The organism is Mucilaginibacter flavidus (assembly GCF_024055575.1).
Lineage (GTDB): Bacteria > Bacteroidota > Bacteroidia > Sphingobacteriales > Sphingobacteriaceae > Mucilaginibacter > Mucilaginibacter flavidus.
Genome location: NZ_JAMXOE010000001.1, coordinates 816747 through 841583, shown reverse-complemented (window position 1 = coordinate 841583; position 24837 = coordinate 816747). Strand labels below are relative to the sequence as shown.

Below are 24837 nucleotides of genomic sequence, written 5' to 3'. Positions count from 1 at the left end.
TTATCATGCGGTGTCGGATTTTATTTTGCATTACCTGAATCAAATTTTAACTTAAATGATGCTATTGAAAAAAGGGATATTACTATTGTGCGGCATGTTTACGCTGCTTAATGGTAATTTTTCGCTTTTTGACCAAAATAATCAAACGGCTGATTCTCTGTTAAAAAAAGCTACCCTATCAAAAGATCCGATAATCGGACTCAGCCTATCTAAGCAAGCCTTGTTTAAAGCAGAATCTACAGGTAACCAAGTAGCCGCTGTGAAAAGTCTAAATTTCATTGCAAAGTATTACGCCATTTTACGAACCAACGACAGTAGCCGATTTTATGCCAAGCGTGCATTATCTAATGCAGAGAAGAATAATATCGATTCTCTTAAAGGAGATGCTTGGATTTATTTAGGGAATGCCGATTACAATGATGGCGCTTTTAGAAAGGCGATTGATCGGTATCAAAACGCTATAGTTGCATATAAAAAAATCAATAAACTTTCCGATGTCGCAACATCGTATTTGAATATTGGTAATTGCGAAAGCAAACTATCATTATATTCTGATGCCATAAGCAACTTTATCAAGGCTTCAACTATTTTTGAAAATTTAAGCGATAATGATTACTTATCTGCGGCACTTAATTCAATCGCACTTTGTTATGTTGAGCAAAAGAATTTTTCAAAAGCAATTGAATATAGCAGGAAGAGCTTGTCTTTGAGGCAAAAACTTAATAACCGAGCAGATATAGCAGAGGCTTTAAATAATATGGGGTTTGTTTTCTATCGAAAGAAAATGCCGGACTCGGCGATCTATTATTTAAATAAATCGCTTTCTTTTAACAAAACAGGTGCAGATTCGAGCAGTCTGGTGCTAACCTTACAAAATATTGGCTCGTCCTGGATGATAAAAAATGATTTACCGAAGGCTGAAAAGTACATTCAACGGTCATTGCGCATCGCTTCAAGATATGAAATGACAGAAGATTTTGCTCGCGGTAATAAAGACATGGCAGAGATTTATCTCCGGCAAAATAAATACGGGCAAGCACTCGCCGCAATAAACATTACGATAAACACAGCAAAGAATTTAAGACTACCTGAATTGCTGATGGAGGGTTACGGTACCAAGTACAGAATATACAAGCTATCAGGCGACTATAAAAACGCCGTAATATATGGCGATAAGAGGGCCCAGTTAAATGATTCTCTTTTTACAATATCAGCCAATCGGGCCATCACCGAGATGGAGACCAAATATAAAACTGCCCAAACCGAAAAAGATAGAGATGCTTACAAAGTCCAGAGTCAACTGCAGCAAAAAATTGTTAGCCAGCAAACAAAGTATATCGTCGTTTTATCCATAGCCGCGGTTTTGCTCGCCGCCTTATTCGTAATAGCTTACAATAACTTCCGCAAAAAGAACAAAGCCAACAAGCGCATACAAACCCTGATGCAGGATTTGCACCATCGCGTTAAAAACAACCTGCAGATACTCTCGGGCCTTTTTACCATGCAGATTGATAACCTGAGCGACGAAAATACCAAGAACGCCCTCCGTGAAAACGAAGCCAGGTTAACCTCGATGAACCTGATCCATAACAAACTGTATTTGGATAATACTACCACCAAAATTGAGATGAATGATTATTTAACCAAGCTGTTAAATCACATCAAAGACTCTTTTGGCGGTTACAAGCAAAACGAAATTAATTTAAGGATAGAAGTAAGCAACATTATGCTGGAGGCGGACAAAGCAGTTGCCATCGGCTTGATTGCCAACGAGCTTACTACCAATGCCTTTAAATATGCCTTCAACGGCCAGGTTCATGGCGAAATACACCTCGCCTTGCAATTGGTTGAAAAATCAAAAATATTGCTAACCCTTGCCGACAATGGCGTGGGACTAAAAGCCGAAAACAAAGATAGGGCCCCCTCATTTGGCTTGAAGCTGGTAAACCTGATGGCCAGGCAACTAAACTCGACCCTGGTAGTAAATAATAGTAACGGGGTGTTTTACCAAATGGAAATCAGCATATAATTTACACGTTCTGTGTTCAGATAGTCTTAATCACCAAAATCGCTGATGTCAAAAGTTTCCGGCATTTCATTATTTATAAAAGCGCTTTTCAAGAGTGATAGAATATTACCCGGCAAAGATTTTAAATTTACCGGGCAGGCTGGCCTCGATATTAATCTGTATCCGGTGTCGGCGAAATTGCCCGGGACTGTTTTATCAAATGAGAATAACTCACGTCTCGACATTTCCAGGAAACAGGAAACAAATTGGTTGTCCGGCCCTCTGTCTTTCTTAGTTAAACGACCGTTTACAATAGCATCGCTGTTAAGTGGCATGGTTCCGAAATATTTACTTAGAATTTCAAGCTCATCTTACGACTTCCTTAAAATACATCCGGGAAGTTGACCACCTGCTGACGCTGCGAATCCTATTTCGCTACCGTTGGTAAAAAAACCACTGTATATCCAATGTCTCCTGCTCAATATCAGTTATCATCCTTTTATGTTTATACCAAATATAGCGCCTTGATTAAACAACGCGAGTAGTCTATGGCTGTAAAATACTTTTTTTCAAAAACCTTTTTGAGAACAAAAAAAACCTCCTATATTTGCATTCCTTTTTGGAATGGATAACAAACCTAAGGAGATTGCCTGATAGTATAATGGTAGTACGACGGTTTTTGGTACCGTTTGTCTAGGTTCGAATCCTGGTCGGGCAACAATTTTTATTTCGGATTTCGGATTTTCTATTTCGGATTTACTCCGGTTGAAAAAGCGGAATCCGAAATTGTTTTTATAGCAGGCAATTAAAAAATTACTTGCGTGGAATCAAGAAATCCGAAGTAAAAAAAAATAATTCCGAAATCGAACGTCCGAAATCCGAAATCAAAAATGCCTTTACAATTTAACCCCGTTAAATTATTTGCAGGTTCGGCCACTCAAAAACTGGCTGAAAAAGTTGCAGCGTCGTACGGCCGTGAGCTGGGCGAAGTTGAGGTTTCGCGTTTTAGTGATGGCGAGTTTCAACCACATTTTAATGAATCGGTACGTGGCAGCGACGTATTTTTAATACAAAGCACCAACCCCCCTACCGATAACCTGATGGAACTGCTGATGATGATTGATGCCGCGAGGCGTGCATCGGCGCATTATGTCACAGCAGTGATCCCTTATTTCGGTTTGGCAAGACAGGACAGGAAGGATAAACCCCGTGTAGCTATCGGTGCAAAGCTGGTTGCCAACTTACTGGTAGCCGCAGGCATCAACCGCATCATGACCATGGATTTGCACGCTGCGCAGATACAGGGCTTTTTTGATATCCCGGTTGATCACCTTGATGCTTCAATAATTTTTGTTCCTTATATAAAAAGCCTGAAGCTGAAAAACCTGACTATCGCGTCGCCTGACATGGGTGGCTCGTACAGGGCACGTACCTTCGCCAAGTTTTTTAATGCAGAGGTTGTAATATGCGATAAACGCCGAAAACGCGCCAACGAAATCGAGTCGATGACGCTGATTGGCGATGTAACCGGGCAGGATATAGTGTTGATTGATGATATATGTGATACCGCTGGTACATTGGCAAAAGCTGCAGCGTTGATTATGGAACGTGGCGCTAACAGCGTACGTGCAGTTTGTACGCATCCTGTATTATCGGGTAAAGCATACGAAACGCTGGAAAATTCGGTATTAACCGAACTGATTGTTACCGATACGATCGGGTTAAAACACCAAAGCGATAAAGTTAAAGTGCTTAGTACTGCTGATTTATTTGCCAAGGCGATAATGAATGTAAACGAACACGGCTCGATAAGCCAGTTGTTTAGGGTAGACTGAGAAGTCCACAGACCATGGTCGATAGTCCATGGTGAAAATTGAAAAGCGAATAATAATAAAACCATTGTCTATAGACTATGGACTTACAATAAATAAAAATAAATAAAAATGAAATCAATTGCTATTAGCGGTTCTCCAAGAGAGAACGTAGGGAAAAGAGACGCTAAAGAACTGCGTTACCAGAGCCTGGTGCCAGCAGTACTTTACGGTGGGCCAACCCAAACCCACTTTTCAGTGTCCGCAAGTGATTTGAAAGCCGTAGTTTATACGCCGGTTGTTCATTTCATCAACTTAGACATTGCCGGTACAAAATCACAGGCTATTATTAAAGACCTGCAGTTTCACCCGTTGACAGAACAAATTATCCACGTGGATTTTTTACTGTTAGACGAGAAGAAACCAATCACTATCGAAATCCCTGTTAAATTAACCGGAACTTCGCCAGGTGTTAAAACAGGTGGTAAACTTGTGCAAAAATTAAGAAAACTGCGCATCAAAGCATTGCCAAAAGATCATTTGGACGCTATTGAAGTAAGCATTGAAACTTTGGAAGTTGGTAAATCTGTAAAGGTTAGCGACATCACAGTTAACAAGCTTACAATTATGAACGCTAAAGAAGATACCATTGTTTCGGTAACTACTTCACGTGCATTGCGCCAGGCTGAGCAGGAAGCTGCTGCCGGTAAAAAATAGCCCCCCACCCCCTGAAGGGGGAGCAAAAAGGGAAAAATTAACAGCGATAAGTTTATACTTGTCGCTGTTTTTGTTAAAAGTAATATCTTCGCGTTTTAATAATTATACATTTTGCAGCGCAGCTGCAATAATAAATTCCCCCCTTTAGGGGGCCAGGGGGCATGAACTATTTAATTGTAGGTTTAGGAAACATTGGGCCCGAATATGCCGACACCCGGCATAACATAGGCTTTATGATATTAAATGAATTTGCGAAGCAGGAAGGCGCGAAGTTTTATAATATGCGCCTGGCTTACTATACCGAGGTTAGTCACAAGGCTCGTAAATTGTTTCTGATAAAGCCCACAACGTTTATGAACCTTAGCGGCAAAGCCCTTAACCATTGGATGAAGGACCTGAAAATTCCGATCGAAAATGTGTTGGTGCTGGTTGACGATATCGCCCTGCCGTTTGGCACCTTGCGCCTAAAACCCAAGGGCAGCGCCGCAGGCCACAATGGCCTGAAACATATTGAAGCGACTCTTGGTCATAACAATTATGCCCGCCTGCGTTTTGGCGTTGGCGATAACTTTCCGAAAGGCCGCCAGGTTGATTATGTACTTGACGCTTTTGACAAAAATGAACTGCCAGAACTGCCTGCTTTAATAGACCGCTCGATAGAAATGATAAAAAGCTACGCCACCATCGGTGCCGAACTTACCATGACGTGGTATAATAAATAGCCGGATTTTTAAAAGTTTAAAATTTTTCTTAATCTCCTTTCCGTCCCGGAACAATCAGGAACATTAGCTGGGTAACCTGGATTAGTGCGTATTACCGCCTAATATTTACTGCAACAAAGTAACAACCGCGTTACGTAACTAAAATGATAGTTAAATTAGGCAAAAACGTTTTTTTTATGCGGACAGAGGTAATATCTTCGCGCCAAATATCAAAATACCCTTAATGAAACATTTTTTACTGATGGCTGTGTGCTGTTGTATTTCGGCCATAGTTTTTGCCCAGCCAGCGCCAAAGCCATTAACCGTTAAAGGAACAGTTATAGATTCTGCAACAAAAACCCCTGTTGGTTACGCTACCGTTTCGCTGATCGATGCTGCAACCAAACAAGCGGTTCGTGGTGGTCTTACTAAAGATGACGGCACTTTTGAGTTAAAAACTGTCACCGGTAAAACATACCAGCTAACAGTGGCGTCGGTAGGGTATGGCAACAAAATAATAAAGATAACCGGCGGCGACGAAGAGGTAAACGTAGGTCGCATTTTTTTATCTACTGCAAAAAATCAACTAAAAGAAGTTTCCATAACTGCTTTGAGGCCCGTGGTAAAACAGGAAATTGACCGCCTGACCTATGATGTACAGGCAGACCCTGAAACTAAAACACAAAACGTGCTGGATATGTTGCGTAAAGTGCCCTTGCTAACGGTTGACGCCAGTGATAACATCCAGCTAAAAGGCGAGAGCAACTATAAAATTTTGATAAACGGCAAACCATCATCGCTGGTGGCGCATAACCCGTCGGATGTGTTTAAGTCGATGCCGGCAAGCAGCATCCAAAAAATTGAGGTAATTACCACGCCGCCGGCAAAGTATGATGCAGAGGGTTTGGCAGGTATAATCAATATCATCACCAATAAAAAGATAGACCAGGGTTATAATGGCAACGTTAACCTGCGTTATAATACGCTTTACGGGCCCGGTGGAGGCGTAAACCTCAACATAAAACAGGGTAAACTGGGTGTTACTAATTACACCGGTTTCGGATACCAGAAGAAGCGCTATTCATCATCAACGTCCGACCTGACTTCTTATAAGCCGGATACCACCTTGTTAAAGCAAAATTCTTCCAATGTAAATTCAGGTCGTTATATTTATACCAGCACCGAGGTAAGCTATGAAATTGACAGCCTTAACTTAATCACCGGCTCTATCGATTTTAACAACGGGCACAGCAATAGTGAAAATAACCAGTTCTCGAACGAGTTTGATGATTTGGGCGCGCTTATCCAAAGCTACCGGATAAGGAATACCGGCCACAACAAAAATAACGGGTTTGATTTTGGAGTTAACTACCAGTTGGGTTTTAAAAGCAGCAAACAGCGATTGCTAACTTTTAGTTATAAGTACTCCAACTCACCAGGCGATAACACCACCAGCAACAGCATTTTCGATAGGTTTAATTACGGGCAGCCAAGCTATACGCAGTTTAACAACTCCGGATCGCGTGAGCAGAATATACAGGCAGATTATGTTCACCCCTTAAAAAACCTCACTATTGAGGGTGGACTTAAAGCCATATTGCGGCACAACATCAGCGATTTTGAGAACAGCATTTTTAACGATACCACACAGACATACGCGGTAGACCCTAGAAGCACCAATAATTTTATTTACAATCAAAACGTTTACGGCTTTTATAATACCTATCAATACAATAAAGATAACTGGGGTGTAAAAGCCGGTGTAAGGATAGAAGGCACTTACCTCAACGCAAACTTTTTATCACAGGGCGGCTTTCTCGACAGAAATTATTACAATTTTTTCCCATCGGTATCGTTGCAGCGTAAGCTTAAAAATAACGCCAGCCTTAACTTTGGTTTCACCAACAGGATACAACGGCCGTATATTGGCGACCTGAATCCTTTTGTTGATAAAACCAATCCGAGGTTCATTAGTTCGGGTAACCCCAACCTGGAACCTGCCCTTAACCACAGCCTGGAACTTAACTACAGCAAGTTTAGCAAAGGCGGTTTCAACATCGGCATGTCCTACTTTTTCTCCAACAATACAATTCAGCGCGTCACAAAGCTGGTAGATACGGTTACTTACAGTACCCCTCAAAACCTTGGTACCAACAAAAACCTGGGTATTAACGGCAGCTTTAATTATCCCATCAGTAAAAAAATCAGCTTTAACCTTAATGCCAGGGTATCAAACGTTTGGATAAAAGGATATTTCAACAACCAGCTTTACAGCAATAAAGGGCTAACAGGCAATGCCTTCACCTATATGGGCTACAAGATAACTGACACCTGGCGCGCCGGGATAAACGCAGGCTACTCCAGCGCTTACATAACACTGCAGGGTAAATCAAGCTCCAATACGTTCACATGTATCAGTACTTCAAAAGATATACTGAATAAAAAGGGTTCGATATTTTTTAACGTAAATAACCCCCAAAGCAAAAACCGCACTTATACCAGCTACACCCGCGACCCTGCATTCTACCAAAGCAATACTTCAGAATCTCCGTTGCGCTCGTTCAATTTTGGCTTTAACTACCGCTTTGGTAAACTAAAGGCCGAGATTAAAAAGAACCAGCGCGGCATTGATAATGATGATACCAAAGGAGCGGAGAAACCGACAACCGGAAAATAATATATTTGCGGTATGAAAGTTTACGGAATAACCAACTGCAATACGGTAAAAAAAGCGCTCGACTGGCTAAAGGCCAACCATGTTGCTTACGAATTTCATGATTTTAAAAAACTTGGCGTAAGCCCCGAAAAACTTGGCGAGTGGGATGCAAAAGCCGGTTACGAAAAGTTTATGAACAAGCAGGGCCTAACCTGGAAACAGCTGGACCCTGCCGTAAAAGAAAGCATTAAAACCAAAGCCGATGCCCTGCAACTGCTGCAACTGAAAACCAGCATGATAAAACGCCCTGTTATTGAAGATGGCGATTTCTTGTTTTTTGGTTTTGATGAAGTGGAGTACAGTAAGAAGTTTATTAAGTGAGCTGAGTCCGGAAAGTCAGCAAAGACGGAAAATTCCGAAAGATTATTTTTCAATTAAATTTTTATAGCGATGGGTTTTAAACCCATCGCTATGGAAAAAGCCGTTTCAAGGTTTTAAAAAGCCAATGTCACAAACCAATCAACTTCAATAATCCTCCCCCTAAAAGGGTGATTTTCAAATTCCCAACGGTAACAATTATTTTACTTTAGGCAGCATTCCTCAATTAATAGTATACTTGCTGTATATTTTTATAAACTGACCTTTTTAAAAAATGAAACTAAAACTAATAGCCGGTTTTACACTGGCATTATTGGCTGTAACCGGTATCAGCCGTGCCCAGCAAACCACACCAGCGCCAAACGCGCCCGCTGCACCGCCGGCTACAAATTATGATAATCACGAAACCTTTGGGTACTCGTTTTATACCAAAAATGGTACTGAATACCGTGCTGCTGATGGCGAGCCGGGGCCAAAGTACTGGCAAAACCGCGCTGATTACCAATTGGCTGCTACGCTAAACGACCAGACAAATGAGATTACCGGCTCGGAGGTATTGACCTATACCAATAACAGCCCGCAAAAACTTGGCTTTTTGTGGATGAACATGGAGCAAAACATGTTTAAGGAAGATTCGCGCGGCCAGGCTATAGTTCCGTTGCGTGGCAATGTAAAGGCAAGCCGCGATTGGGGCAACGGGCAGGTTTTTGATGCCGGCTTCAAAATAAAATCGATAAAAATATTAAACGCAAAGGGCGTTGCTACCGATGTTAAGTTCGAAGTGAGCGATACCCGTATGCAGGTATTTTTACCAAGTGGCGTTGGCGCAGCAGGAGGCCAGGTAAAGCTTAAAATTGAATACAGTTTTATTCCGCCAAATTACGGTTCAGACCGTACAGGTATCCTGGATACCAAAAACGGGAAGATATTCACTATTGCACAATGGTACCCGCGCATGTGCGTGTATGACGATGTAATGGGCTGGAACACCCTGCCATATCTAGGTGCAGGCGAATTTTACCTGGAATACGGCGATTTCGATTTCACCATTACCGCACCTGCTAACCACATCGTAGTGGGTTCGGGTGAATTGGTTAACCCACTGGAAGTTTATACACCAGCACAGGTAAAACGCTGGGCCCAGGCTGCTGCAAGCGAAAAAACCGTAGTTATCCGCTCTGCTACCGAAGTTACCGATCCTGCATCTCGTCCGGCCGGCAAAAAGATGCTGACCTGGCACTTTAAAATAAAGAATGCACGCGACGCGTCATGGGCATCTTCTGCATCGTTTATTATAGATGCTGCTAAAATGGATTTGCCAAGCGGAAAGAAAACAATAGCAATATCAGCCTATCCGGTTGAGAGCGATGGCGATAACGCCTGGGGCCGCTCAACTGAATACGTGAAAAAATCGCTGGAATATAATTCAAAAAAATGGTTCGAATATCCTTACCCTGCTGCTACTGCCGTTGCTGGTGTAGTTGGCGGTATGGAATATCCCGGTATTGTTTTTTGTGGCTACAAGGCTACAAAGGGTAGCCTTTGGGGTGTTAACGACCATGAGTTTGGCCATACCTGGTTCCCGATGATCGTAGGCTCGAACGAAAGGCTGCACGGCTGGATGGACGAAGGCTTCAATACCTTTATTAATACACTTTCTACAGACGACTTTAATAAAGGGGAATATGCCCAGAAGAATCCGACTGATCTGCATAAGATTGCTGACGCCCTGACACGCGTTGGTGTTGAACCAATTTTAAGCCAGGCCGATGGCTTCAAAGAAAACATTAAAGGCCTGAATGAATATTTTAAACCAAGCACAGGATTAGTACTGCTGCGTGAGCAGGTAATGGGACCTGAACGTTTCGACCGTGCTTTCAGAACTTACGTTGAAAGATGGGCGTTTAAGCACCCTACACCCGACGACTTTTTCCGCACTATGGAAAACGTATCGGGCGAAAGTTTACAATGGTTCTGGAAAGGCTGGTTCCAGAATAACTGGAGGCTTGATGTTGGTGTACGCAGCGTTGACTATGTAGACAATGATCCAACAAAAGGTGCTATTATCACCATCGATAACCTTGAAAAACAAGTAATGCCGGTTATCCTGGAAATTAAAACCGTTAGCGGTAAAACCGACCGTGTAAAACTACCGGTTGAAGTGTGGCAACGCAATAAATTCTGGAGGTTAAGATACAACTCGACCGAAGCAATAGAGTCTGTTACGTATGACCCAGACCATGTTTTCCCTGATGTAAACGAGGCCAATAACGTTTGGAAAAAGCAATAAACTGGTGAGTAGTGAGGGGTGAATAGTTGAATACCTCTAAACATATTAAGTCGGCTGGCAATTTTACTGTCAGCCGATTTTTTTATGTATGGCCGATTGTATAGGAGGGTAGGGTACCCATTCACTACTCTCCACTCCCTATTCACCACTTCTGTGTAAAATGTTTATCGAAATGTTAAAATCAAAACCTTTATTAATGAAATAAGGTTATTTTACCAGTGTAATTCATCTGCCATGAAAATGAGGTATATTTTGATTTTGCTGTTAGCTGTAATAGCGACATCTGCAAGTGCACAGGGACTGTTAAAAGGCACTGTTTACGAAAGCGCGAGCGGTAATAAACTAGCGGATGTTTTTATCAGGAACAGCAACAGTAAACAACTCGGGATTACCGATAAAAACGGCAACTTTAGTATAAAGGCCGAAGTTGGCAACCTGCTGATATTTGATTCGCCGGGTTATGTGTCTGATACTTTGTATGTGATTGATTTGGTGCCTAAAAAAATACAAATGTTTACCAAAACCATCGCCCTGCGCGAGGTTACGGTTAACTCAACCCGGGAGGCATTCGATCCCCATAAAGAATATCCCGAAATATACACCAAGAGCAAGCTTTATGTATTATCGCCAACCACCTGGTTTGGTAAGGAAGCTACTGATGCCCGCCGGCTTAAACGTTACTTTAAGAGGGAGCAGGAAGAGCGACGTATTGATGCAGTATTTACCCGTACTTACGTTGGCAGTATAGTACCGCTGAAAGGAATTGAACTGGAGGACTTTATGCTGATGTACCGCCCCACCTATGCGTTTATTAAAGGAAACAACAATGTATCGCTGGCGGTGTATATAAACGACAGCTACAAAAAATACCAGGCACTACCGCCCGAGAGACGCAAACCGCAGAGTTTGACGGGAGGGCAGTAGCGTTCGTTAAATTCTACTTTCGGTAAATCGGTGCAATCGTTCTCCAATCGGTGAAAATCAAGAAAAACTACATCACATTACCCCACGTACTCTTATCCTTCAGCATCACCTCTCTTAGCAAACGCAGTTGCGGCATTCCATGGTTTAGCACTTCATCATGGAACTTTTTGAGCGAGAAGTTGGCGCCTTCCTGTTTTTCGTAATCTGCGCGCAGTTTCAGTATTTCCAGCTTGCCAATGGTGTAAAACAAATAGCCTGGGTCGAACGTGCCGCGCAGGGCTTCCTGGTACGATGGTTTTTCGCCCTGGTACCAGTTGGCCATAAAAAACTTCGTGGCATCGTTAAGCTTCATGCCCTGGCAATGGGTTTTTATGGAAACACATAGCCTGCACAAACGTAGCAATGCATCGCCCGATTGGGTTAACCTGTATTTTGCTGCTTTTACTGTATCGCCATTGTGGCCATAGCCTTCATCGGCCATCATTTTTTCGCAGTAGTGCGCCCAGCCTTCCACAAAGGCATAGCTGCCAAATATCTTTTCAATTTTGGTGGCCGGCGAAGCATTCAGGTGCAGAAATTGAGCATAATGGCCGGGGTATGCTTCGTGTATGGTAATATTATCGGTAGTATAGTAGTCAAACTGACGCAGCCAGTCTTCCTTTTGTTTGGACGTCCATTTGGCATCAACGGGGGTAACGTAGTAAAATGCTTCAGTAGCCTTTGTTTCAAACGGCCCCGGGTCATCGTTTGATGCGGTGCTGGTTGCACGGGCATATTGCGGTGTTTCCGTAACCTTCAGGTTTACCGAATCAGGCATCGAGACAATGTTTTTATCAGTTAAAAACTTGCGGATTGCTTCTACATTTTTCCTTACTTCGGGTATCAGGTTTTCGGCGGTAGGGTGTTCCTTTTGCAGATCCTGGTATACCTCGATAGGTTTTTTATTGGGGTTGATGGTTTTTGCAGCGGCGTTAAATACAGCTTGTTCTTTTTTTAACTCGCTTAAGCCAATCTCTAATATCTTTTCGGGCTCAAGTGTCAGGCCTTCGCTGTAGAGTAGCATCTTTTTGTAGCTTATGGTGCCAATAGCGTACTTGTTATTCGCCTTTGGCAGTTTTTGCTTTTGCAGCCAGGTGGCGTAGCTATTTATAGAGGCGATAGCAGTTTTATTAACCGCGTTGAAAACCTTCATCAGCGAATCATTTTTAACATCCTTAAGAGCTATTTTTAGGTCCCCACCTAAAAAATCAGCAGTGCCATGTGCAATTTCAATGGCAGTTTCAACGTAGGGTTTGGCCAGTGTATCTTTAAGATTGGCTTTTGCTGCGATAAAAACATTTGCTGCATTTTTTTCGATAGCTATTATCGATTTCAGCCTTTCTTCGAGCGGGGCGAAGTTACGTTTAATGTAAATGCTCACGTCAACAGCACCTGCGTAGGTCATGGGGTTGCGGTCGAATTGACCCATATCCTCGAAATTGAAAATCTCGTCTTTGATGGCCGACCGCAATATCCTGAAATCAAAAAAATCTTTAGTGCTTAATGATGCGGTATCCGTAGCGGCTAACTGCTGGTCAAAATCCTTTAACCGCCCCAGTTCTTTGCCGATAGATTCCTTACCCATGTCTGTTACCTTACCATCATACTGATGATAGCCCAATGCAACGCCGTTTGCCGGGCGCCAGGCCAGGAATCCTGTTAAATAGTTTTCCGATAACTTTTCAAACGCAGCATCGCCCGAAACAGGCACTGCCGCTTGTTTGGTTTTTTGTTCGCAACTAAATAAAACTGCCAGGGGGATAATTAACAGGATGGATTTTTTCATGAGGTGCATTGATTGGTAAAGTCGAATTTAGGATTAAATTATTGGATTGTCATTAGTAAATTAGTCGTTTGGCATCGCAAGTCTTCGCCGGATCTTCCTAAACAATATACTAATCATGTCGTCATTGCGAGGAACGAAGCAAACTCTGAACTACGCAAGTCATGAACCTTTAACTACCGTGAAGAAGCGGCTGCATGCTTAACACATGCATTATCCTCCCTGATTGTCCTATGTAGAGGTTGCTTCGTTCCTCGCAATGACGGGTTTGTTATTAAACCTCAGTTTTGATTATCATTAACTATTTCAGATATTCCGCCGGTATAGGGTTGTCCTTCCGTTCGCTGTCGTAAAACCAGCCCAGTATCCAAAAGCGGGTGCCATCGTTAAATAGTTCGATACTGTTTATTCCGCGGTCGATTATTGGTCCGCCGGCTACGTTGCGCGATTCGTAAGTGCTAAAAACATGATAGATGGCGCCGAATCTCTCGGTTTTGCGGGCTATTTCGCGCTCGTCAAAGCCATCTTTCTCTACATAAGGGTCCGACAGTTCATGGAACCTTTTCAGGGTAACAAAGCCGATTACCGGTTTGCCGTCCTTATTCATACTTACGCCGCCAACCCTTACGTCTTTCCAGTGCAGCAGGCTATCGCGTTCAAAATAAACCTTACCGCCTTTTTGTACGCTAACCACATCGTAAAAGGCTTTAATAATGCCATCGAGCGTGCTAACGTTGTCGCCGTATTTGGTTGTTACCTGTGCCGATGCGCGGAAGCTGGTGGATAATAAAAATAGTGCGATGATGATTAGGGCTGCTCTTTTCATAATTAACACGATTTAAGGATTTAACACGATTTAAGGATTAGCAAGATTTGCAGGATTTCTTTGATTATCAAATATAAGGTTTGGATTTTACCGATTATAGGCGGATTTCACCTAACACGATAACAATATTTACAGGATTTTTTCAGCAGGGTTGGCAGTATTTTCTCTTTTCGATTAATCCTTTTCAATTTAAAAGCATCCAACATACAAACGCCACAACATTTGAGGCATTGAAATTAAAAGCTAATCACCATGAAAAAGAAATTTGTTGTATTCGCGCTGGTAATATGCGCTATAGTATCAGTAACCTCGGGTTGTATCGTTCGTGAAGGCTACGGCGGTGGGCACAGGGATCATGACCATGAGGGCCATTGGCATCACGACCATGATTATAATCGCGGTTATAATTAAGATAAGGTTTATAGTTTTTGGATAAGTGAGGTGTGTTTTGAAGGCCCTAGTGTAAACCGGGGCTTTCTGTTTTTTGAAGGGATTACGCCGATTTGAGGATGATTTCACCGATTTTTTAGCGTATATCATGCCGATGATTTTGATGACGCTGATGTTGAGTAAGAGGATATTATCAATTACCTTTGATTAATGATGGTAACAATGACTATACGGATACCAAAAAAAGCAGAAGATAAATTGTCGGCTATCGTGAAAGAGATGGGCGGTGAGGTTATATCTGTAGTTTCTGATAAAGAATTATTAAAAAAGCAGAAGCTTTTGAACGAGATAAGACAGGGCTTAATCGAAGCTAAAAGAATACAGGAAGGGAAGGCAAAAGGCTATTCGATATCTGATATTTTTGATGGCAAATAAATTTGTTCTCGCTGTACTTAATCTTTAAGAAAATATTTTTCTTTATTAAACTGCGCTGACAAACCTTCGCATTGTTAACCGGTACTTTGGCGGCAGATAATCTACCTGTAATCGTCATCCCGGCCAGTAAAACCCGGGGTGACGGTTCATTCAAAAAATTTCCTGCTTATTATTCCACTGTTACGCCTGGAACGTTTGTAAGGGGGAATAACACGCGTTCCAGGCGTTACAAATACTTTAATGATGCGAACGGCGAAGCCCTCCTTGAACGCCTTAAAAAATAAACACCTGTGAAAAATCATGGTTCAGACAAATTGCTGATGTAAACCACTGTAACACCTGTAACGTTTGTACTGGGGAATAACAGGCGTAACAAGCGTTCCAGCTATTTCGTCTTGAAAAAAGTTTACGCCGTCGACGATTAATCCTGTTGTGGGTTTACATTTTTATCTCCTGTATCGCTTGTATTGCTGTATTGGTCAGTACGGTGATACAGAACAACAGGCAATGGTCTGTAAGTAAATTGCTATATTATGAGGTATAAAAAGGCAATAATATCAGTAAGAATTATTTTGATATACCAGTTTATTTTACTAAATTTGTTAGTATAAGGCCCCTGTGGGCTATCCAATCAATTTTCAGGGTATTTAGTTGCAAAGCAGTCCTTTACTTATAGTAGTAAGCGGGTAAGGAAGGAGTGTATTTAAATATCGGGTGAAATTTAAGCTGATATTTAATATCAAATAAAAAAGCTTTGTTGATTCACTTATCTTTAGCTGAAATTGCTTCCGTTGATTTTTATGAAAAAATATTTTCCGTTAGATAGCAGCTACAATTCTTTGTTTAAACAGCTTGGAGAAACAATCAAGGCATTTTATCCGGCAGGACTAAGCAGCTACGAGCCTGAATACCACGAGTATGCCGGTATAAAAAAATTGCAGGAGATAATATGGGAAGGTATAGGGGTGAGAAAGAATTTCAGAAATTGGTCTGCATTTGTAAAAAGGGTGAGCGCAAAATTAAATAAAGAAGTGGACGGCACTACGTATGGGCTCATGCCTGGCTACAGCGCTGATTTAATCTTAGAAAGGCATGAAGATAATATGCTCATTAGAGAAAAGAAAATATCGTTTGCTGTGAGCTTATTAGGGCCATATTATTCGATATGCGGGATAGACCAAACCACCATAAAGCTGTTGGATGATGAAGCTACCAGGTATTATGAAGCGATAAATGTGGTTACTGTGTCGCCCTACAGGGAATTCGAAGCCGATTTTATTTTTATCGAACAGCAAATAACAAAGAAATTTAAAGGGTACAAGATTGTTCCGTTTGATATTTGCATGGACTTTATTAAAGACGTTGAAACGTTATACAGTATGGGGCAGGAGGGAAATATTTACAGTGCGCTATTTAACCACATGTTTAATTTTTATGCTCATCAACGCTCAAGGGGCGACCGCTATTATGGGTTGGAGAGAAATCCCAATATAAAGGTAACACTATCACCACCACCTAAGCAGCCATAATTTATCCTTCCGCTTTATTTCACTTTTCCCTTGTAATCTCAACGCCATCCCGTATTGCCGTTTCAAGTACATCAATATTTATATCTTTTAAATTTTTAAACTTAATGCAATACCCGGTCACGCTTGCTTTGCCCAGGTCTTTCCCGTACGTTTGGGCTAAGTATGTTTTATCGGTAAGACCGAGGATATAAACAGATATCCCGGTTGTATTCGCACTCAAACCAATCTGAAAAAAATCCCTGGTCTTTCCATCGGCATATTTTATGGTGTAAAGTCCGTAGCCTATATTAGGGTTGCTGACGGTTTTATTGTCGGCATTTTTACCGTCCTCGAACCATAATTTACAGCCTGGCAATGCCTCAAGTATACGTGTATGCAACGCTTGCATTTCACTGCGTTTTGGTTCAGGCTGGCTGGTAATATAGTTTTCTATTTGTTCTGGTATGCTCATATCAATATTGAATTATGGGTTTGCTTAACTACCTTCTCAAATGACAAATCAAATTGTAGCTCATACATTTTTGGCTAAAGCCGTCAACACGCTTTTTAAATCCCGTCCCTTAAAAGGGACGGCAATGAAATAGTTCGTTCTTTACTTCATTGCCGTCGGTTTTAACCGACGGTTAGGGAATAACGAAATGAGGCTTTAGCCAAATTCCACCATCCTGAAGAATTCAATATTAAGCATTTGAGCGATAATTTGATTTGTGCCGCTGTATCGCTATGGCGACTAATGCAGCGATACAAGCGATACAAATCTGCACAATTTAATAAGTAAAAGCTAAAATATGACTGTTACACCTGTAACGCGTGTAAAGGGATATAACAGTCGTTCCAAGCGTTACAGGGTTATTGGTGAGATAGTGTGACAAATAAATATGTCATTTCGAACGAGGTACGAGGAGAAAACTTATAAACGCGATAAAGCAAGTCGTACAAGTTTTTTCGCTGCGAACGGTATAGTTTTTGGTTTGTAACGTCTGTAACGCGTGTAAAGGAGTATAACAATCGTTCCATGCGTTCCAAGGTGTGCCTGCGCCAGGTATCCTTTAATCCTTTAATCAAGCGAATCATGGTTCAGACAATGGTTGTAACGCCTGGAACGCTTGGATAGGGAATAACAGTCGTTCCAAGCGTTACAGTGTCAACGTGCACGAGCCCACATTTAATAAACCCGATTGCAGCGGATACCGGCCATCGCGGTTAAGGCCTGTGTAGTATTAGCGAAAAGCGGGACGGGTGGGAGATAGCAGCACAGGCTTGATGTTTTCAAACTTAAACAGGAATTTATAAGTAGTGATAGATTATCACGGGGACTGCAATAAATATCATTAACAAAATATAAAAGCGTTTCTTTTTTACCACCAACGCAAAAACTCCACTTATCAAAAAAAATATCAGTGCCGTTAATATTAACATTACGCCTTCCCATTCTCGTACGCCGTATGGCCAATGGCCGTTGTTCTGTTTCATTACTCGCTCAAACTCAATTTGCCGCATACACGATGATATGAAAACCCAAATGTAAAATGCATAAAATGCCAACGCGATGGGATGATTTTTCAATGTGTGCAAGGCAACTTTCATATTCAACTTTCGTTTATCTTAATACTTTGAAAATCAAAAAGTAACCTTGTACAAAAGGTAAAAACACTTAACACCCAACTTTACAACTTTCCAACATTACAACCTTTCAACAACATTCATTCCCAACCCTTTCAGCCCCTGCAACTTAAACCGCAAACTTTTTTCATCAACCTATTGAAAATCACAAATTAAGTCCGTACTTTTGCAGTCCCGAAAAACTGCCCGCTGTGTTGGTGGGTAACGGGATAAAAACAAATAAACAAAAAAAGGAAGAATGCCTACTATTCAACAATTAGTTAGAAAAGGTAGAGTAGCTCTGGTTGACAAGAGTAAGTCGCCAGCGTTGGACAGCTGTCCACAGCGAAGAGGCGTATGCACACGCGTGTATACCACTACCCCTAAAAAACCAAACTCAGCAATGCGTAAAGTGGCCCGTGTGCGCCTTACCAACGGAAAAGAAGTTAACGCTTATATCCCTGGCGAAGGTCACAACTTACAGGAACACTCTATTGTTTTGATCCGTGGCGGACGTGTTAAGGATTTGCCAGGTGTACGTTACCACATCATCCGTGGTGCATTAGATACATCAGGTGTAGCAGGCCGTAACCAACGCAGAAGTAAATATGGAACTAAACGCCCTAAACCAGGTCAGGCAGCAGCTGCGACTAAGGGTGCACCAGCTAAGAAAAAGAAATAATTAAAGGAGGATAGTAACAATGAGAAAGTCAAAACCAAAAAAAAGAATCCTTCTTCCTGATCCAAGATTCAATGATGTTCTGGTAACCAGGTTTGTAAACAACATGATGTATGACGGTAAAAAATCTACCGCATATTCTATTTTCTACAATGCTGTTGATATAGTTGAGAAAAAAACCAACGAAAACGGCCTTGATACATGGAAAAAAGCTTTAAACAATGTAATGCCTGCTGTTGAAGTGAAAAGCCGCCGTGTAGGTGGTGCAAACTTCCAGGTGCCTACTGAAGTTCGTCCTGAGCGTAAAGTAGCATTGGGTATGAAATGGCTGATCAGCTATGCCCGTCGTCGTGGCGAAAAAACCATGATGGAGAAATTAGCAGGCGAAATTATTTCGGCAGCTAAAGGTGAAGGTGCAGCAGTGAAGAAGAAAGAAGACACGCACAAAATGGCTGAAGCCAACAAAGCGTTCTCGCACTTCCGTTTCTAATAAAAATTAGTGATTGAGTGAATTAGTGAATTAGTGATTTAGTAACATTATGCTAATCGTTAATTCGTTACTTCGCTCTTTCATTCAGATAATTAGTGTTTGGTGCACATAAAATTCACTAACTCACTAATTCACTAATTAAATAATTAACATGTCAAGAGATCTAAGATATACAAGAAATATAGGTATTGCCGCTCACATTGATGCCGGTAAAACTACTACTACAGAGCGTATACTGTACTACTCGGGCTTTAGCCACAAAATTGGCGAGGTTCACGAAGGTGCAGCTACAATGGACTGGATGGCACAGGAGCAGGAGCGTGGTATTACCATCACTTCGGCTGCTACTACTATCGACTGGAAATACCGTGGCAAACAATACCACATCAACATTATTGATACCCCGGGACACGTGGATTTTACCGTTGAGGTAAACCGCTCGTTGCGCGTATTGGACGGTTTGGTGTTTTTGTTTAGCGCGGTTGACGGTGTTGAGCCACAATCTGAAACTAACTGGAGGCTTGCCAACAACTACAACGTTGCCCGTATAGGTTTCGTTAACAAAATGGACCGCAGCGGCGCCGACTTTTTAAATGTTGTAAAACAGGTGAAAAGCATGTTAGGCAGCAACGCTGTTCCGCTTCAGTTGCCAATTGGCGCCGAAGAGAACTTTAAAGGTGTTGTTGACTTAATTAACTGGAAAGGTATTGTTTGGAATGAGCATGATAAAGGTATGACCTTTACCGAAGTGCCTATCCCTGCTGATATGATTGAAGAAGCAACCGAGTGGAGAGAAAAACTGCTTGAATCGGTAGCTGATTATGATGAGAGCCTGATGGAGAAATTCTTCGACGCTCCTGAAACAATTACTGAGCGCGAAGTGCTTGACGCTTTACGCAAGGCTGTTTTGGATGCCAAGATTGTTCCTATGGTTTGCGGTTCATCGTTCAAAAACAAGGGTGTTCAAACCATGCTTGACTATGTGATGGAATTACTTCCTTCGCCAATGGACGTTGATGGTATTGTGGGTACAAACCCTGATACCGGCGAAGAAATTGTTCGTCAGCCATCAGAAAAAGAGCCATTTGCAGCATTGGCGTTTAAAATTGCAACCGACCCGTTTGTGGGCCGCTTGTGCTTTATCCGCGTATACTCAGGTAACCTTGAAGCTGGTTCGTATGTGCACAACATGCGTTCGGGCAATAAAGAGCGTATCAGCCGTATATTCCAGATGCACGCTAACAAGCAAAACCCTATACCTAACGTAGGTGCAGGTGATATTGCTGCGGTAGTAGGCTTTAAGGATATTAAAACAGGTGATACCCTTTGCGACGAGAAACACCCGATCGTATTGGAATCGATGAATTTCCCTGAGCCGGTTATCGGTTTAGCTATTGAGCCTAAAACACAGGCCGACGTAGATAAATTAGGTATGGCTTTAGGCAAGTTATCTGAAGAGGATCCAACCTTCCGTGTAAAATCAGACGAAGAAACCGGCCAGACTATAATTTCAGGTATGGGCGAGCTTCACCTTGATATCATCATGGACCGCTTAAAACGTGAGTTTAAAGTTGAGGTTAACCAGGGTGCTCCGCAAGTAGCTTACAAAGAATCAATTACCGGTACTGTACAGCACCGCGAAACTTATAAGAAACAAACCGGTGGTCGCGGTAAATTTGCCGATATCCAGGTTATCATTTCGCCGAATGACGAAGGTAAAGAAGGTTTACAGTTTGTGAACGAAATTTCAGGTGGTTCAATCCCGCGTGAGTTTATTCCATCTGTCGAAAAAGGCTTTGCTGCTTCAATGGCAAATGGTGTATTGGCAGGTTACCCGTTAACCAGCTTAAAAGTACGTTTAATTGATGGTTCGTTCCACGCAGTCGATTCAGATGCGTTATCTTTCGAGATAGCCGCTAAATCTGCTTACCGCGAGGCGTTGCCAAAATGTAAACCGATGTTGCTTGAGCCGATCATGAAAATTGAGATATTAACCCCTGAAGAAAACATGGGTGATGTTATCGGTGACATGAACCGTCGTCGTGGCCAGCTGTTAGGTATGGATTCACGTGCAGGTGCACAGGTAATTAAAGCTACTGTACCACTTTCTGAAATGTTTGGCTATGTAACCCAGTTACGTACCATTACTTCGGGCCGTGCTACTTCAACCATGGAGTTTGATCACTATGCTGAAGCGCCACGTAACGTACAGGAAGAAGTAGTTGCCAAAGCAAGAGGAAAAAAAGCTGCTGCTAACGCTTAATTAGAGATTAGTTGATTGGTGATTAGAGATTAGTTGCCAATCAACTTTTTAAATAATAAATAACCAACCAACCCTAACAAATAGCTCTTAGGGGAGGTTAAAACAAAAACAACATGAGCCAAAGAATCAGGATCAAACTAAAATCGTACGATTACAACCTGGTTGACAAGTCAGCCGAGAAAATCGTAAAAACAGTAAAGCCTACGGGCGCTGTAGTTAGCGGACCACTTCCGTTACCAACTGAAAAGAAAATCTTTACAGTATTGCGTTCACCGCACGTAAACAAAAAAGCACGTGAGCAATTTCAATTATGCTCATACAAGCGCTTATTAGACATTTACAGCTCGAACTCGAAAACTGTTGATGCCCTGATGAAACTTGAATTGCCAAGCGGCGTTGAAGTTGAAATTAAGGTGTGATAGTACCGGAAGAGCCGGACTGTTTAGAATCAGGATATAGTAATCAGGATTCAAGATAAAAGAAGAAGCCATTTCGAAAGAAGTGGCTTTTTGGGTTTTAAATACCTTTATCTTTAGTAATGCGCTACCGACTAATGATCGTGCCTTTTTTATGCTTGAGTATTAGCTGTTCAAGTCATCGTATAAACTATCGCTTAATAAATCGTCTTTCAAAATGTCGAGACCAGTGGCAGTATTTTACTTTAGACCGGCAAATTCGCGGTAGAGTGTTGTCTGATGCTTTGGGCTATTGTGGAATTTTCGCACTTAATTCAAATACTATAATTATTACCTCAAATGGTGATACGATTAGAGTGCTTGAATTGCGATGTGACGGTAAGACATTTTCAAAGTCAGATTCAGTTTTAATCAAACCTGATAACAAGCCTTACACCTCCAGCGCGATTTTAGATAATTTTAGTTGCATAGTTGAAAAGACTTGTAATGGATTTATCACTAAAATCCAGTAAGCCTTGAATTACCAAGCGGTGTTGAAGTTGAAATAAAGGTGCGGTAGTACCGGAAGAGCCGGAATGTTTAGAATCAGGATATAAGAATCAGGATTCAAGATAAAAGAAAAAGCCATTTCGAAAGAAGTGGCTTTTTTGGTTTACTTGTATTTTGTATTTTTGATTTATGAAGACTTATTTGTTATACCCGAACGGGGATCAGGAAAAAATGATCGCTGATTTCTTAGAAGCGAATAATATCTCTTTTTTTGAGGATGATGACGCTGGAGAACAACTCCCTCAACATGTAATAGACGGTATTAAAAGAGGGCAGGAGGATGGAAAAGCTGGCCGTACGATAACCTTAGAGGAGTTTAGGAAAAAGCATTTGTCGAATAGATGAATTATGAAGTAGTGATTTCTGAGGCGGCGATAGAAACGTTTTAGGATATCAGAATTCAGATTGAAAACAGGTGGGGCGCAAAATATGCTGACCAATTTGAAGAACGGGTCGCTCACGTTTTGGACTTACTATCATCGTCGCCATTTATATTTAAATCAATCACTTTTGATGAGAATATCCGCAAAGCTCATATTCACCGCAATTGTTCAATGTTTTATGAGATTCACGAACCCGTTGTGATAGTTTTATTTTTCTGGGATAACCGACAAGACCCAATATTCCTGTAGTAAAACTCCGTCCGCACCCTATGGCCTCTTAAAACCGGACGGACAAACAAAACCCAATTAATACCCGCCATCCGGCGCGCTGTAATCCAAAATAAAATCGGCAACCTGTTTTTGTTCGTCGCTGTTTAGCTTGTCGCCGTTATATTCCCAGGTTGCGTCGTCTTTATCTACAATTAGCTCGCCCAAAAATCGGGTGCTTTTTGTATTATGCGGTTCAGATTCAAGCTTTGCGCCCTCATGTACAAAGTGTGCGGAAAATAAATGATAACTGCCGTTTGCCCAATCGCCTTTTTCGTTAACTATTTCCAGTTCGCGTTCGTGGGTGTTGTCTGTGCTGATTTTTAAAATAACCATAAGTTTCAAGTGTATACATTGTACTACAAGGATTGGATGAACTTGTTTTGTTAAAAAAACGTCAAAAAGTTACATGTACCAAAAACGAGAAAATGGATTTTATTACTTTGGCGGCTAAATATCAAAAAGGTTTTGTTCATCCAGGAAACTAAGCCAAACACCTTCCAGCTCATCCACCAGTTGCGGCTTTATAGAAATGCCTGAAGCCTGGGGCGTCCAGTTTTGTGTTGATAAGTTACCGGTTTTTAAAATATCCATACCAAGAATACTTTGTTTGGTGGGGTTAAGCAACACGTCGAGCGCAATGGTTATCCGGTAATAATGCCGCCCGTTACGAAAAGCCGGATAAGCCTCGGAGGCTATAGTACCCGAACCAAAAATACCTCTCGGCTCAACGCCAAGCCTTATCATGTAAGCCCTATCGCCTGGTCGTATACTTTTATGGCTGATTACGCTCCAGTTATCTTCCAGCTTACCGGTTGTTTTTAGCTTTTCAATATCCTGGTCAAGGTCGGGCCATTCCCATTTAACGGGATTCCAGCCAAAGAGGTAGGCTTTGCGCCCTAACCCCCTAAAGGGGGAATAGTTGATGGATTTTAATGTTGTCATAGCTTTTATTGTCCCCTTTAGGGGCTGGGGGTTAGCTTCTGCCCATTAATTCATCAACTTTATTGCGCTCGGTTTGCAGTTCGCGGGCAAGCTTCTTTTCCTTTTCGTTGGCTTTGGCTTTGTAGGTTTTAAACTCTTCTTCAAGCTCGTTGTAAAGGTCAATGCGGTAACGTGCCTCGCGGCTATAGCTGCCCGAGCGATAGATAACTATTGCTGCGGTAAGCCCCAGCACAATTACCAGGCCCCACATTATCAGGTTATAAACGCCTTTATCGATATAAATACCCAACAGGTTTATGGCGTTAACCCGTGAGTTTGATTGTGCAAGCGATTTTTCTTTTTCAGATACATTGCTTTGCAGATCGGTAGTGGTTTTGGTTGCAGCGGCAAGTTTTGCTTCAGCTTCCTGTAGTTTTTTGCGATCGACATTCATCGTGTCGCGCATGTTTTTGTAAAACGAGGTAACAAAGGGTTCCTGCATATGGTACACTTTGGTTAGTAGGTATTTATACTGCCCGCTTATTGATTTATCGCGCATAAGCAACGTGTCTTCATGGGTGGGTTTACGAAACCTGAACGTGGGGGCTGGCCTGTAAGCAGGTTTGGCCTGTACCGGTTTCGCTACCGGAGGCGGTGTTTGCAAATTAACGGAAAGCGCACGTCCGTAACCGGCTATTATTATTAAGATAATGATGAATGGTCTTACGATAAAAAGCTTGTTCATAGGGTGAGTTTATTTCAACAATATTAACAAAA

At 41.8% G+C, this 24837-nt stretch carries 23 protein-coding genes and 1 tRNA gene; 17 read left to right on the top strand and 7 right to left on the bottom strand.

Features of this window, described 5'->3' with window-relative positions:
* Positions 1 to 55: 55 nt before the first annotated feature.
* Positions 56 to 2029: a tetratricopeptide repeat-containing sensor histidine kinase gene (locus NAF19_RS03805; RefSeq protein ID WP_252788445.1), complete on the top strand. Its 1974-nt coding sequence runs from the start codon at positions 56 to 58 to the stop codon at positions 2027 to 2029.
* Positions 2030 to 2055: 26 nt separating this feature from the next.
* Here NAF19_RS03805 and NAF19_RS03800 read toward each other — a convergent pair whose 3' ends face one another.
* On the bottom strand, positions 2056 to 2343 hold the full coding sequence (locus NAF19_RS03800; protein ID WP_252788444.1) for a hypothetical protein: 288 nt from the start codon (positions 2341 to 2343) through the stop codon (positions 2056 to 2058).
* 312 nt (positions 2344 to 2655) lie between these two features.
* On the opposite strand from NAF19_RS03800, the gene NAF19_RS03795 reads away from it, so the two are divergent.
* The 8 genes from NAF19_RS03795 to NAF19_RS03760 all read left to right on the top strand — a co-directional run bounded on the left by NAF19_RS03795 (position 2656) and on the right by NAF19_RS03760 (position 11485).
* A tRNA-Gln gene (locus NAF19_RS03795) sits at positions 2656 to 2726 on the top strand.
* A 172-nt stretch (positions 2727 to 2898) separates the two neighbouring features.
* On the top strand, positions 2899 to 3843 hold the full coding sequence (locus NAF19_RS03790; protein WP_252788443.1) for a ribose-phosphate pyrophosphokinase: 945 nt from the start codon (positions 2899 to 2901) through the stop codon (positions 3841 to 3843).
* Between the two features lie 108 nt (positions 3844 to 3951).
* Entirely contained in the window at positions 3952 to 4536 is a 585-nt protein-coding gene (locus tag NAF19_RS03785; RefSeq protein WP_252788442.1) for a 50S ribosomal protein L25/general stress protein Ctc, read from the top strand.
* A gap of 161 nt (positions 4537 to 4697) precedes the next feature.
* A complete protein-coding gene (pth, locus tag NAF19_RS03780; protein WP_252788441.1) occupies positions 4698 to 5258 on the top strand; it encodes an aminoacyl-tRNA hydrolase in 561 nt (186 codons plus the stop codon).
* A gap of 223 nt (positions 5259 to 5481) precedes the next feature.
* A complete protein-coding gene (locus NAF19_RS03775) occupies positions 5482 to 7914 on the top strand; it encodes an outer membrane beta-barrel family protein (protein ID WP_252788440.1) in 2433 nt (810 codons plus the stop codon).
* Between the two features lie 12 nt (positions 7915 to 7926).
* Positions 7927 to 8274 (top strand): Spx/MgsR family RNA polymerase-binding regulatory protein, encoded by a 348-nt coding sequence (locus NAF19_RS03770; protein ID WP_252788438.1) that lies wholly within the window; start codon positions 7927 to 7929, stop codon positions 8272 to 8274.
* Between the two features lie 271 nt (positions 8275 to 8545).
* Entirely contained in the window at positions 8546 to 10561 is a 2016-nt protein-coding gene (locus tag NAF19_RS03765) for a M1 family metallopeptidase (protein WP_252788437.1), read from the top strand.
* Between the two features lie 240 nt (positions 10562 to 10801).
* Positions 10802 to 11485, top strand: coding sequence for a hypothetical protein (locus NAF19_RS03760; protein ID WP_252788436.1), 684 nt, complete (start codon positions 10802 to 10804; stop codon positions 11483 to 11485).
* A 67-nt stretch (positions 11486 to 11552) separates the two neighbouring features.
* Here the strand turns inward: NAF19_RS03760 and NAF19_RS03755 are convergent, their stop codons facing one another.
* Both NAF19_RS03755 and NAF19_RS03750 read right to left on the bottom strand, forming a co-directional pair.
* On the bottom strand, positions 11553 to 13310 hold the full coding sequence (locus NAF19_RS03755; RefSeq protein ID WP_252788435.1) for a DUF885 domain-containing protein: 1758 nt from the start codon (positions 13308 to 13310) through the stop codon (positions 11553 to 11555).
* Between the two features lie 298 nt (positions 13311 to 13608).
* Complete coding sequence (locus NAF19_RS03750; protein ID WP_252788433.1) at positions 13609 to 14133, bottom strand: hypothetical protein; 525 nt, start codon at positions 14131 to 14133, stop codon at positions 13609 to 13611.
* 252 nt (positions 14134 to 14385) lie between these two features.
* Here NAF19_RS03750 and NAF19_RS03745 point away from each other — a divergent pair, with 252 nt between their 5' ends.
* From NAF19_RS03745 to NAF19_RS03735, 3 genes are all read left to right on the top strand, one after another.
* Positions 14386 to 14544 carry a hypothetical protein gene (locus NAF19_RS03745; RefSeq protein WP_252788432.1) on the top strand — a complete coding sequence of 53 codons (159 nt, stop codon included), beginning with the start codon at positions 14386 to 14388 and terminating at the stop codon, positions 14542 to 14544.
* A gap of 189 nt (positions 14545 to 14733) precedes the next feature.
* A complete protein-coding gene (locus NAF19_RS03740; RefSeq protein ID WP_252788431.1) occupies positions 14734 to 14958 on the top strand; it encodes a hypothetical protein in 225 nt (74 codons plus the stop codon).
* A gap of 800 nt (positions 14959 to 15758) precedes the next feature.
* Positions 15759 to 16487, top strand: coding sequence for a hypothetical protein (locus NAF19_RS03735; protein ID WP_252788430.1), 729 nt, complete (start codon positions 15759 to 15761; stop codon positions 16485 to 16487).
* A gap of 19 nt (positions 16488 to 16506) precedes the next feature.
* Here NAF19_RS03735 and NAF19_RS03730 read toward each other — a convergent pair whose 3' ends face one another.
* The gene (locus tag NAF19_RS03730; RefSeq protein ID WP_252788428.1) at positions 16507 to 16938 is read right to left on the bottom strand and encodes a DUF1801 domain-containing protein; all 432 of its coding nucleotides are present in this window, start codon (positions 16936 to 16938) and stop codon (positions 16507 to 16509) included.
* A gap of 1410 nt (positions 16939 to 18348) precedes the next feature.
* Between NAF19_RS03730 and rpsL the strand changes: the two genes are divergently transcribed.
* The 5 genes from rpsL to NAF19_RS03705 all read left to right on the top strand — a co-directional run bounded on the left by rpsL (position 18349) and on the right by NAF19_RS03705 (position 22831).
* Entirely contained in the window at positions 18349 to 18771 is a 423-nt protein-coding gene (rpsL, locus tag NAF19_RS03725; protein WP_096350116.1) for a 30S ribosomal protein S12, read from the top strand.
* Positions 18772 to 18790: 19 nt separating this feature from the next.
* On the top strand, positions 18791 to 19258 hold the full coding sequence (rpsG, locus tag NAF19_RS03720; RefSeq protein ID WP_252788427.1) for a 30S ribosomal protein S7: 468 nt from the start codon (positions 18791 to 18793) through the stop codon (positions 19256 to 19258).
* A 151-nt stretch (positions 19259 to 19409) separates the two neighbouring features.
* On the top strand, positions 19410 to 21521 hold the full coding sequence (fusA, locus tag NAF19_RS03715) for an elongation factor G (RefSeq protein WP_252788425.1): 2112 nt from the start codon (positions 19410 to 19412) through the stop codon (positions 21519 to 21521).
* A 113-nt stretch (positions 21522 to 21634) separates the two neighbouring features.
* Positions 21635 to 21940, top strand: a complete 306-nt coding sequence (gene rpsJ, locus NAF19_RS03710; protein WP_022830652.1) for a 30S ribosomal protein S10 — start codon at positions 21635 to 21637, stop codon at positions 21938 to 21940.
* Between the two features lie 675 nt (positions 21941 to 22615).
* The gene (locus NAF19_RS03705) at positions 22616 to 22831 is read left to right on the top strand and encodes a hypothetical protein (protein WP_252788424.1); all 216 of its coding nucleotides are present in this window, start codon (positions 22616 to 22618) and stop codon (positions 22829 to 22831) included.
* Between the two features lie 344 nt (positions 22832 to 23175).
* On the opposite strand, the gene NAF19_RS03700 is transcribed toward NAF19_RS03705, so the two are convergent.
* The 3 genes from NAF19_RS03700 to NAF19_RS03690 all read right to left on the bottom strand — a co-directional run bounded on the left by NAF19_RS03700 (position 23176) and on the right by NAF19_RS03690 (position 24805).
* Positions 23176 to 23472, bottom strand: coding sequence for a hypothetical protein (locus NAF19_RS03700; RefSeq protein WP_252788423.1), 297 nt, complete (start codon positions 23470 to 23472; stop codon positions 23176 to 23178).
* Between the two features lie 114 nt (positions 23473 to 23586).
* Positions 23587 to 24081, bottom strand: coding sequence for an EVE domain-containing protein (locus NAF19_RS03695; RefSeq protein WP_252788422.1), 495 nt, complete (start codon positions 24079 to 24081; stop codon positions 23587 to 23589).
* 31 nt (positions 24082 to 24112) lie between these two features.
* Positions 24113 to 24805 (bottom strand): hypothetical protein, encoded by a 693-nt coding sequence (locus NAF19_RS03690; RefSeq protein ID WP_252788421.1) that lies wholly within the window; start codon positions 24803 to 24805, stop codon positions 24113 to 24115.
* Between the last annotated feature and the right edge of the window lie 32 nt (positions 24806 to 24837).